Source organism: Bacillus salipaludis, assembly GCF_004358205.1.
This window is the reverse complement of the sequence record NZ_SMYO01000012.1, coordinates 116,916-126,668: the sequence shown is the minus strand read 5'-3', so window position 1 is coordinate 126,668 and position 9,753 is coordinate 116,916. Positions and strand designations below refer to the sequence as shown.

At 39.1% G+C, this 9,753-nt stretch carries 8 protein-coding genes and 1 rRNA gene; 3 read left to right on the top strand and 6 right to left on the bottom strand.

What is annotated here, in order from left to right:
* Positions 1–80: ribosomal RNA gene (locus tag E2K98_RS22715) — 16S ribosomal RNA — on the bottom strand; the annotation flags it as partial.
* 1,054 nt (positions 81–1,134) lie between these two features.
* On the opposite strand from E2K98_RS22715, the gene E2K98_RS22710 reads away from it, so the two are divergent.
* The 3 genes from E2K98_RS22710 (at position 1,135) to E2K98_RS22700 (ending at position 2,361) form a co-directional block, all read left to right on the top strand.
* On the top strand, positions 1,135–1,581 hold the full coding sequence (locus E2K98_RS22710) for a sulfatase-like hydrolase/transferase (protein ID WP_133338234.1): 447 nt from the start codon (positions 1,135–1,137) through the stop codon (positions 1,579–1,581).
* Complete coding sequence (locus E2K98_RS22705; protein WP_133338232.1) at positions 1,562–2,080, top strand: LTA synthase family protein; 519 nt, start codon at positions 1,562–1,564, stop codon at positions 2,078–2,080. Before E2K98_RS22710 ends, E2K98_RS22705 begins: the two co-directional genes overlap by 20 nt.
* Positions 2,081–2,151: 71 nt before the next feature.
* Positions 2,152–2,361: a hypothetical protein gene (locus E2K98_RS22700; protein WP_133338230.1), complete on the top strand. Its 210-nt coding sequence runs from the start codon at positions 2,152–2,154 to the stop codon at positions 2,359–2,361.
* A 174-nt stretch (positions 2,362–2,535) separates the two neighbouring features.
* On the opposite strand, the gene E2K98_RS22695 is transcribed toward E2K98_RS22700, so the two are convergent.
* From E2K98_RS22695 to E2K98_RS22675, 5 genes are all read right to left on the bottom strand, one after another.
* The gene (locus E2K98_RS22695; protein ID WP_133338228.1) at positions 2,536–3,954 is read right to left on the bottom strand and encodes an aldehyde dehydrogenase family protein; all 1,419 of its coding nucleotides are present in this window, start codon (positions 3,952–3,954) and stop codon (positions 2,536–2,538) included.
* Positions 3,955–3,972: 18 nt separating this feature from the next.
* The gene (gabT, locus tag E2K98_RS22690) at positions 3,973–5,316 is read right to left on the bottom strand and encodes a 4-aminobutyrate--2-oxoglutarate transaminase (protein ID WP_133338226.1); all 1,344 of its coding nucleotides are present in this window, start codon (positions 5,314–5,316) and stop codon (positions 3,973–3,975) included.
* A 139-nt stretch (positions 5,317–5,455) separates the two neighbouring features.
* Complete coding sequence (locus tag E2K98_RS22685) at positions 5,456–6,244, bottom strand: carbon-nitrogen hydrolase family protein (RefSeq protein ID WP_133338224.1); 789 nt, start codon at positions 6,242–6,244, stop codon at positions 5,456–5,458.
* 63 nt (positions 6,245–6,307) lie between these two features.
* Entirely contained in the window at positions 6,308–7,660 is a 1,353-nt protein-coding gene (locus E2K98_RS22680; protein WP_133338222.1) for an APC family permease, read from the bottom strand.
* A 344-nt stretch (positions 7,661–8,004) separates the two neighbouring features.
* Complete coding sequence (locus E2K98_RS22675) at positions 8,005–9,738, bottom strand: sigma 54-interacting transcriptional regulator (protein WP_165976350.1); 1,734 nt, start codon at positions 9,736–9,738, stop codon at positions 8,005–8,007.
* Between the last annotated feature and the right edge of the window lie 15 nt (positions 9,739–9,753).

Here is a 9,753-nt window from a genome sequence, read left to right as displayed (position 1 = left end):
CTCCTATTGATTCGCTCGACTTGCATGTATTAGGCACGCCGCCAGCGTTCGTCCTGAGCCAGGATCAAACTCTCCAAGAAAGTTGATATAGCTCATTTGTTACGTTGGCTCATGTTCTCTATATAATAGAAGAAACATGATTATTATTGTTTGTTGACGTTTTTGTTTGTTTAGTTTTCAAAGAACAAATTTTCCTTACCGCTTGTTTAAGCGACAAGATTTATTATATCATTTCGTTTGAGGCAAGTCAACAAAAAGTTATTTTTGAATAATTTTTGTTTCACTCACTTCCGAAGCGACTTAATTAGAATATAACATTAAAACACATTCGTCAATATATTTTTTTAGATTTAAAATCGGAAAAATAATTATTCCTCTTATACTGCCTGCTAACAGAGTTAAACTATCAGCTCAAGCTAGATTGTTTAGGTAAACAAGCACATAGACATCTTCTTTATTATTTTATTATCGATAGTGGTTTTTTATCAAAAATTTAGCAAACATTATTTATGGTGAGAAAAATGAAAAATAAATTAATCGAATTTTCAACTTATATCCTTTTCCTTTTTGTAGTGTTGTTTTTTATTTATAAGATGCAGCGGTTCTCGGAAATTAACGGAAAATGGTTTTATCCAATGAATGATCCTAGGATTTATTGGCAGGGAGTATATTGATTTTTAAAAGGTAAGGGGACTTTTAATGATTTAAGCCAGGGATATTAATGGTCAGTGCTGGATGTGTGTTATTAGTATTTTCTTGGATCCTTTTTTTACAACCAAAAGCACGGTTGTATACCCTATGGTTCACTTCTACCCTTCTCAGTTTTATCGTTTTTTGTGATTTAATCTATTTTCGCTATTTCGATGACCTCACTTCCGTAACACTTTTAAATCAATCGGGCAGGTTACCAGTTTAACGGAAAGTATCGGGGAGTTATTCTCGAAGGAAGAATTACTTTTATTCGCTGATAGCATTCTTCTAATTCCGTTTTTAGTTCTAGTCCCACTCATCTATAGAAAAAAGGAAAAATTCCCTTCCAAAACTAGTCTTATCGTTGGAATTTCGCTTTTTTCGTTAGGTATATAATTTACCTGTTATCCTATTAACAAATGGCTTACTAACGGCGGGGGCTATTTGTTTGAAAAGCAGTTTTCAAATGAGCGGGTTTATGGAGTGCTGGGTCTGTTAGGCTACCACGGTTACGATCTAAAAGTATATGCTGAATCCATCTTGAGTAAAAAGAAATTTTCAAAAGACGAAGAAAAGAATATTCATGATTTGCTGAAGACAAAATCGGAGAGTCGCTCTTTCTCGACTCCCTTAAAAGGAATCGCAAAAGGAAAAAATGTTATCATTGTTCAATTAGAGTCGATGCAATCCTTTGCGATTGATAGGAGCATTAACGGGCAAGAGATTACCCCTCATCTTAATAAATTAAAAAATGAGATGTTTTGGTTCCCAAACATTTATGATGTTTCCTCGCAAGGAAGAACCTCAGATGCTGAATTTCTTATGAACACCTCCCTTCACCCGTTATTGACAGGTTCTGTTTACATGAAACATCCCGTTAAATACGTATGATGCCTTACCGGGAATCTTAAGGTCAAACGGTTATGATACCGCTGCGTTTCATCCCTATAAGGGAGGATTTTGGAATCGAAATACCGTTTATAATCATTTTGGTTTCAATCATTTCTATACCGAAAAGGATTTTACTGGTGAAGTAGTTGGTTGGGCGGTCAATGATAAGGATTTCTTTTTACAAAGTCTTGAAAAAATGAAGGAGTTAAAGAAACCTTTTCAAGCGACGATGATTGCCTTAACGAATCATCATCCATATGTAATACCCGAAAAGTATAAAAAATTAAATACAGCGGGTTACAATGAGAAAATGTTTCAGAATTACCTTAACGGCGTTCACTTTGTTGACGAGGCTGTTGGTACTTTTGTTGACCAACTGAAAAAGGAAGGTCTATGGGAGACTTCAGTTATTGTTTTCTATGGGGATCACGACAATGCTTTAATGACGGAAAATGGGGATATGATGAAGTTTTTAAAAGTCAAAAAGTCCGGACTTTAATCCGGTGGTACAATATAAATTTACGGAGGGTAATCCCACTTCTTATCCACATTCCTCAACAAATAGGAAGTGTGGTAGCAAAAACTGGTTCCCAAATTGATTTTGCCCCGACCCTTTTGCATCTTCTTGGGATTAACAAGAATCCCCTGTATATGCTTGGGGGAAATTTACTTAACAAGGAAAAAGGGCAAGCCGTTCAACGGGTTGGCAGTTTTATGAACGATGATTATCTATACATAGCTCCAAATGAAGGGCAGGTCAATTCCAGTTCATGCTATTAAGTAAAAACAAATAAAAAGATTAACCTTAGTGCCTGCGAAAAAGACCTCAAAGAAGTACATCAAGAGATTGAAATATCTGATCTCCTTATCCAGCAAGACGGGATTAAACAACTGAACCAACAAAAATGAAAAATTCGGGTGGTGGCACCACCCGAATTTTGTCTAATTCACACTCTATTTTTTAATGCTGATTAATTTCATTTCTGTCATTTCTTCAATTGCGTACTTTAGACCTTCGCGTCCGATTCCGCTTTCTTTTACGCCGCCGTATGGCATGTGGTCGACGCGGAAGGTTGGGATGTCGTTGATCATGACGCCGCCTACTTCTAGTTCTTCGGCTGCATGAAGTGCTTTAAAGATGTCATTTGTGTAGATTCCCGCTTGAAGTCCGTATCTTGAATCATTCACATAGGCAATAGCTTCTTCAACGGAAGCAACTTTGTTAATCAAGACAATTGGTGCAAATACCTCTTGGCAAGAAACCTTTTGTTTCGGATCAACATTTAATAGAACGGTTGGCTCAACGATATTGCCATCACGTCCGCCTCCTGCAGCTACAACGGCGCCAGACTGTCTTGCTTCCTCAATCCACGAAACCGCTCTTTCTGCATCTTTCGGACTAATAACTGCAGAAACATCTGTTTCCGGATCCAGCGGACTGCCGAGTTTCAACGTCTTCGTTTGGGCAATGAATTTTTCGGTAAACTCCCCATAAAGGTCCTCATGGACATAAACCCTTTGCAATGAAATACAAACCTGTCCGGCAAAGGAGAAGGCACCAGTAACGGTTCTTGGGATAATCGAATCAATATCGACACCTTTATCAACGATTAGCGCTGAGTTGGAGCCAAGTTCAAGGGTTACCTTCTTTAATCCTGCTTTATTGCGGAGACCAATTCCTACCGCAGGGCTGCCTGTAAAGGTAATTACTTTTACACGGTCATCCTGGATTAAGCGGTCACCGACAACACTTCCGCTTCCTGTTACCACATTGATTGCGCCATCAGGTAAGCCCGCTTCCTGAAGCAGTTCCGCTAAGAAAATGGAAGTTAACGGTGTTTGTGATGCCGGCTTCAATACGACTGTATTCCCTGCTGCAATCGCTGGACCGACTTTATGAGCCACTAAATTCATTGGAAAGTTAAATGGAGTAATCGCTGCTACTACGCCGACTGGCTCCCTTAACGTAAACGTAATCCGGCCTTCTCCCCCTGGGGCTGCATCCAACGGAATCGTTTCCCCATGAATACGTCTTGCTTCTTCTGCTGCAAATTTATAGGTCATGATTGTCCGCGCTACCTCAGCCTTTGCTGTCGTCCAAGGCTTTGCTGCTTCAAGTGCGAGCAAACGGGTACATTCTTCTTCATTTTTCGTTAAAAGCTCGACTAATTTTTCTAAAATCGATGCACGTTGATGTGCCGGCATTTTTGCCATAACAGGTCTTGCTTTCTCAGCAGCTGCAATCGCATCATCTACATCCTGAGCATCAGCATAGGCAATTTCAGCCAGGAGTTCATTATTGTAAGGGCTGTATAACGGACGGTACTCTTTCGTTTCCTTCCATTGTCCATCTATTAAAAGATGCTTTTTCATCTAGAACACTCCTATTCTTTAAACCAATTTTTTAAAAATGGATTCAATTGTATCAAGCGCCTCATCTAATTGCTCATCTGTAATCACAAGCGGAGAAAGGAAGCGAAGTACATTGCCGTATAAACCTGCACTTAGCACAATTACCCCTTGCTTTTGGCATTCTGCAACAAGTTTATTCGTTAAATCTTTGTCAGGCTCCTTCGTTTGCGGATCTTTTACAAGCTCAACCGCACACATTGCCCCTAAACCACGGACATCGCCGATTACATCATATGTTTCTTTTAAGCTGTTGAAACGGGAGATGATTTTTTCTCCAATCACATTTGCACGGTCAAGTAACTGATCTTCTTCAATTGTTTCAATCACCTTTAAGCCAGCCACACAACCAAGCGGACTTCCGCCATACGTACCGCCAATTTCTCCTGGTGCTGCTGCATCCATAATTTCCGCACGGCCTGTTACAGCACTGAGTGGCAGCCCCGCAGCGATTGATTTTGACATAGTCATCAGGTCTGGAACAACATCAAAGTGTTCAATCGCGAACATTTTCCCTGTACGTCCAAAACCGGTTTGGATTTCATCTGCAATAAATAGAATACCATTTTGTTCACAAATCCGTTTCACGCCTTGTACAAATGTCTTGGACGGAACAATAAATCCGCCTTCACCTTGAACGGGTTCCATAATAATCGCTGCAATTTCTTCTGCAGGAACTTCAGATTTGAAAAAGTCCTCAAGTTGATGTAATAGATTTGCATCAAGCTCTTCCTGGCTTACACCGAATGGTGCACGATAATAATAAGGGTAGCGTACTTTATACGTATCCGGTGCAAATGGACCAAAACCAAATTTGTAAGGTTTCACTTTACTTGTTAATGACATTGCCAGCAGTGTTCTACCATGGAAGGCACGGTCAAAAGAGAGAATAGCCTTTCTTCCTGTATATTTACGAGCAATTTTCACTGCATTTTCAACTGCTTCTGCACCGCTGTTTAGGAAAAAGGTCTTTTTCGCATGGGAACCAGGTGTAATTTCGTTTAACTTTTCAGCAAGTTCAATATATGGTTCGTACATCATCACGTTAAAGCCTGGGTGAAGATACTTTTGAATTTGCTCTGTTAATGCTTCAACCACTTTTGGCGGGCAATGACCTGTATTTTGTGTACCAATCGCTCCAGCTAAATCAATATAAACATTTCCGTCCACATCTTCTAAGATTGCTCCATTACCTTTTGCTGCAAAGGATGGCACATTATTCGATACTCCTACCGGTACATTATTTGCTCTTCTTTCTAAAAGGGCTTCAGCTTTTGGCCCTGGAATGGATGTTTTCAGTTCAATTGTTTTTGTTGTTGTGCTCATGTTATTATCCCCTTTATCAATTTATTCAACTACTAATCTATAATGCAAGAAGTGTGCCAAGTGCTAAATTCCCTGTTTACAATCAATCACAGAGAAATATTATTCAAAAATGAATATTCGCTATTCATAATTAAATGGATTAATAGAGTTCTCTTCTCCTGTCAGATAAATAGTCAAAAACAGCGCTAGGTTTTTTAAAGTTCTCGAAAGAAAGATCAATGATTTGCACCGTTTCAACATCGTCAGCAATTTCCATAATGATTTTTCCATCCGGCCCAATGACTGCACTTTGCCCATGATACTCATATTTTGAATTTGCCCCGATTCGATTACAGTAAACCACAAAGATTTGATTTTCGAGTGCTCTCGACTGAATAAATAAGCGATGGATATATTCGTATGGTGCCATATTGGCCGAATTCACGATTAAGAAATTTACCCCTTGTAATGCAAGTGCCCTTGCCGGCTCAGGAAATTCAATATCATAGCAGGTGAGAAACCCCAATGAAAGGCCGTCTTGGCTAAAGGCTATAAGCTCGTTCCCCTTGCTGAATAGTTCATTTTCTTCAGTAAAGAGATGTGTTTTACGATAATAAGCCAATGCCTCGCCGTCCTTGCCTACCAAGCAGGAGGTTATATAGATTTCCTCTTCAGAGACATACTCTGGAAAAGAATACAGTACAGATACAGGGTAATCTGCCAGCATACGTTGAATCCGGTTAAAGCTCTCCCCTTCGCGCGGCTCCGCTATTCCTGTCAATTGGTCCTTCGAGACTAAGCCGGTCAGGTTTAATTCCGGTAAAATCAAGAGATCTGCCGATTCCTTCCACGCACTCTTAATGGCAGATTCCATTTTCATCAAATTTTCTTCTTTATTTCCATCCGCCACAGCCAGCTGTGCGAGTGCAATTCTATAGTTTGCTTCCACTTATATGCCTCCCATTAGCGATAAAAGAGGGGCTTCATCCATGCCCTTCCCTTATTTTCATCCTTATACAGCCTCATCCATTTCCTCAAAATGCATTTCCGGCGGCTGCTTTTTAAACATTTTTGTAAGAACAAGTAGATAGACAAATCCGATTACTGCCCAAGTACCGCCTAAAATTAGTGCATTTTTATCAAGATTTACAAACAGCCAAATATCGAAGCAGCATCCTATGGCAGGAAATAATAAATAGAAAATCTTTTCTTTTCCTGTCCGTTTACCGCCTTTTATATAAAAGTGAGCAATAACGGAAACGTTTACTAAAATAAAGGCAATAAACGCACCAAAGTTTATAAATGAAGTGGATGTTGACACACTTAGCTTTAATGACAGTAACCCAATCACAGCGACAACAAGAATATTCAGTACAGGTGTTTTAAACTTTGGATGGAGATAGCCAAAGATTTTTTTCGGAAGTACGGAATCGCGGCCCATTGCATACAGCAATCTTGATGCACTTGCTTGAGCGGAAATTCCTGAAGCAAACTGGGCGATAATAATCCCTGCTAAGAAAATGGCGCTAAATAAGTTCCCGCCTATTTGCTTGGCAATTTCAAACCCTGCAGAATCTACCGCTTTGAAATGCGTAAAATCCGGGTGAGCTAAATGAGTGAAATAGGTAGAAACAACAAAAATCAATCCACCGATAACAGTTGTCAAAATGATGGCTCTTGGGATAGTTTTTTCAGGATTTCTTGTTTCTTCGGTAAAGGTTGAAATGGCATCAAAACCTAAGAATGAGTAGCAGGCAATTGATGCTCCAGCCAGGACAAATGAAAACGAAACATGAGTATTCACGAACGGGCTTACGGAAAGAAGTGTACCGGCGCCGCCACCGCCTAATACGCTTTTAATACTTAAAATAATAAATAGTGCAATAACTAAAAATTGAAACACCATCATAAGAAAGTTAACCTTGGTACTTAATTTGATTCCAAGAATATTGATTGCGGTTGTAACAAATATAAATAAGAGGATCCATAACCATGATGGTACAGAAGGAAATGCCGCATTCAAATAAGCACTTCCAATCAGCCAGATGGCCATTGGTATAAAGACATAATCGAGCAGGGTAGCCCAGCCGACCATAAATCCGAGGTGTGAATTAAGAGATTTACGTGTATAGGTATAGGCAGATCCGGCAACAGGATAAGCTTTAACCATATGCGTATAGCTGAAGGCAGTAAAAAACATTGCAATTAAGGCAACCAAATAAGCGCTTGCCTCAAGTCCATGGGTTACTTCTGCAACCGTCCCATAGATTCCAAACACAATCATCGGAGCTAAATAAGCAAGTCCAAATAAAACTAGATGTGTTAATGTAAGTGATCGTTCAAACGATACCTCTTGTTTTTCCATATATGTTCCCCCTTAAGTTGTCGTAAAACTTATAAGATAACGTTCATTTTTTTGTAAACGCTATCTATTTGACTAGTCACCCTTATCGGAATAGTCAGAAAGTTATAGCCGTGGCTTTGATTCCTCCCTCACTTATTATGGCAGTACAACTTTCCCTCTACCCTTATACTTTTAAACTATCCCTATTATTCTAATATGCATATTTCGTGCCAATCCTTTAAATATCGACATATCAACTATGTTTATAGATATAAAACGACAGTTCATTCATTTTTGAATGAATATTATTCAAAAATGAATGAACTGCTCGTTCAGCTATATTAGAAAAACAATTGTACTATTTTTTAACGAACCTGAAGACTGTTCTTCAGTTTATTATAAAGTCTGCTGATAGTCGGTTGACTCACCTCTAACACTTCTGCCACTTTTGTTAGCGTCTTATATTTCAATAAAGCTAATTGAAGCAGCTGTCTTTCCGTATCCTGGACTGCATGCTGAAGGGGGATAATGGTATGCACTTCTACAGGATGTTGGTTTTTCTGACGATTGTCCAATATTTTCACAAGGTCATTGGCAGTAATCATTTGCTCCGCCGTAACCACCATGGCCCGTTCTGTTACATTTTGCAGCTGCCGGATATTCCCTGGCCACTTATATGTTTTTAACACTTCCATTGCATCCTCTGAAAAATATTTCTTCGACGAAAATCTTTCATTATAATATTCAAGGAAATGGTAAACAATAGGTTCAATATCTGCGATTCTTTCCCTTAATGGTGGAATAAATAACGGAATAACATGAATTCGATAAAATAAATCCTCGCGGAAGGTTCCCTGCGAAACCATTTCCTCCAAATTTTTATTGGTTGCCGTAATAATTCGAATATTAATCGGGATTGCTTTGCTGCCGCCAATTTTCATAATCTCGCGTTCTTGTATCGCCCTTAAAAGCTTTACCTGTAAATTAAGCGGTAACTCGCCAATCTCATCTAAAAAAAGAGTTCCTTCATTGGCTAATTCGAACAAGCCCTTTTTTCCGTTGCTTAGGGCGCCGGTAAAGGCACCTTTTTCATAGCCAAATAGCTCGCTCTCCAATAAATTTTCAGGGATGGACCCGCAATTAATGCGAATAAATGGATTTTCCGCTCTTGGGCTCAGCTGATGGATGGCTTGAGCAAACAGCTCTTTCCCTACCCCTGATTCTCCATATAAGGTAACCGTTGATTCAACTCGGGCCACCCGTTCGACCTCAAACATTAAATTTTTAATTTGTTCAGATTGATAGATAATCTTCTTCTCATTTCCATGCTGAACTTTCTTTAAGATATCTACCTCTTTGCGATATTTTTCTTTTAATGTTTTCGCCTCTTCAAGTTCTTCCTCTAATTTTTTAACGGCTGTAATATCACGGGAAGCAATCACAATTCGTTCTAATTCATTTTTTTGATTAAAAACCGGGTTCCCGACGGCTAGTATTTTCCTGCCCAAGCGGTTATGCTGGACAATCGAAATTTTCTTCTTTTCCTCCAATACTTTTCTTGTAACAGAAGGCTTAAACCAGCCCTTTTCTTCAAGTTCTAAAATATTTTGACCAATAACCGTTTCAGGGTCTACTCCCCATAATTGATGGGTGCTTCGATTGGAAACCCGAATGATTTTTCCAAGACTGTCAACAACTAAAACTTCATCATATATCGAATCAACAATTGCTTCCAAATCGGTCGTTATGGCTCCTAGGTCTTTCGAATATGCTTGTTTTAGATGATCAATTTCCACTGACTTCTGATCCATCCAACCGATTATCTCCCCAGTATCATCCTCAATAAGGGCATATGAGAAATTATCATTGGCAAGAGAAAAGATATCCTTGCTGGTTGTTAGGATAAAATCCGTATGAAAAACTACTTTTTGTTCAGGCTGGTCTTTTTGCATTAATAGGTGAAAGCTGTCACAGACTCCGACAGGCTTTCCTTCTGATTCTATAACTAATAACCGGATACTAGCTTGAATTATCGTATCCAAGGCTTCCCTTACATTTGTTGAGGCATTGATTACGGCAAAGTCTTTATTATAATTCAACTGAATTTCTTCCTT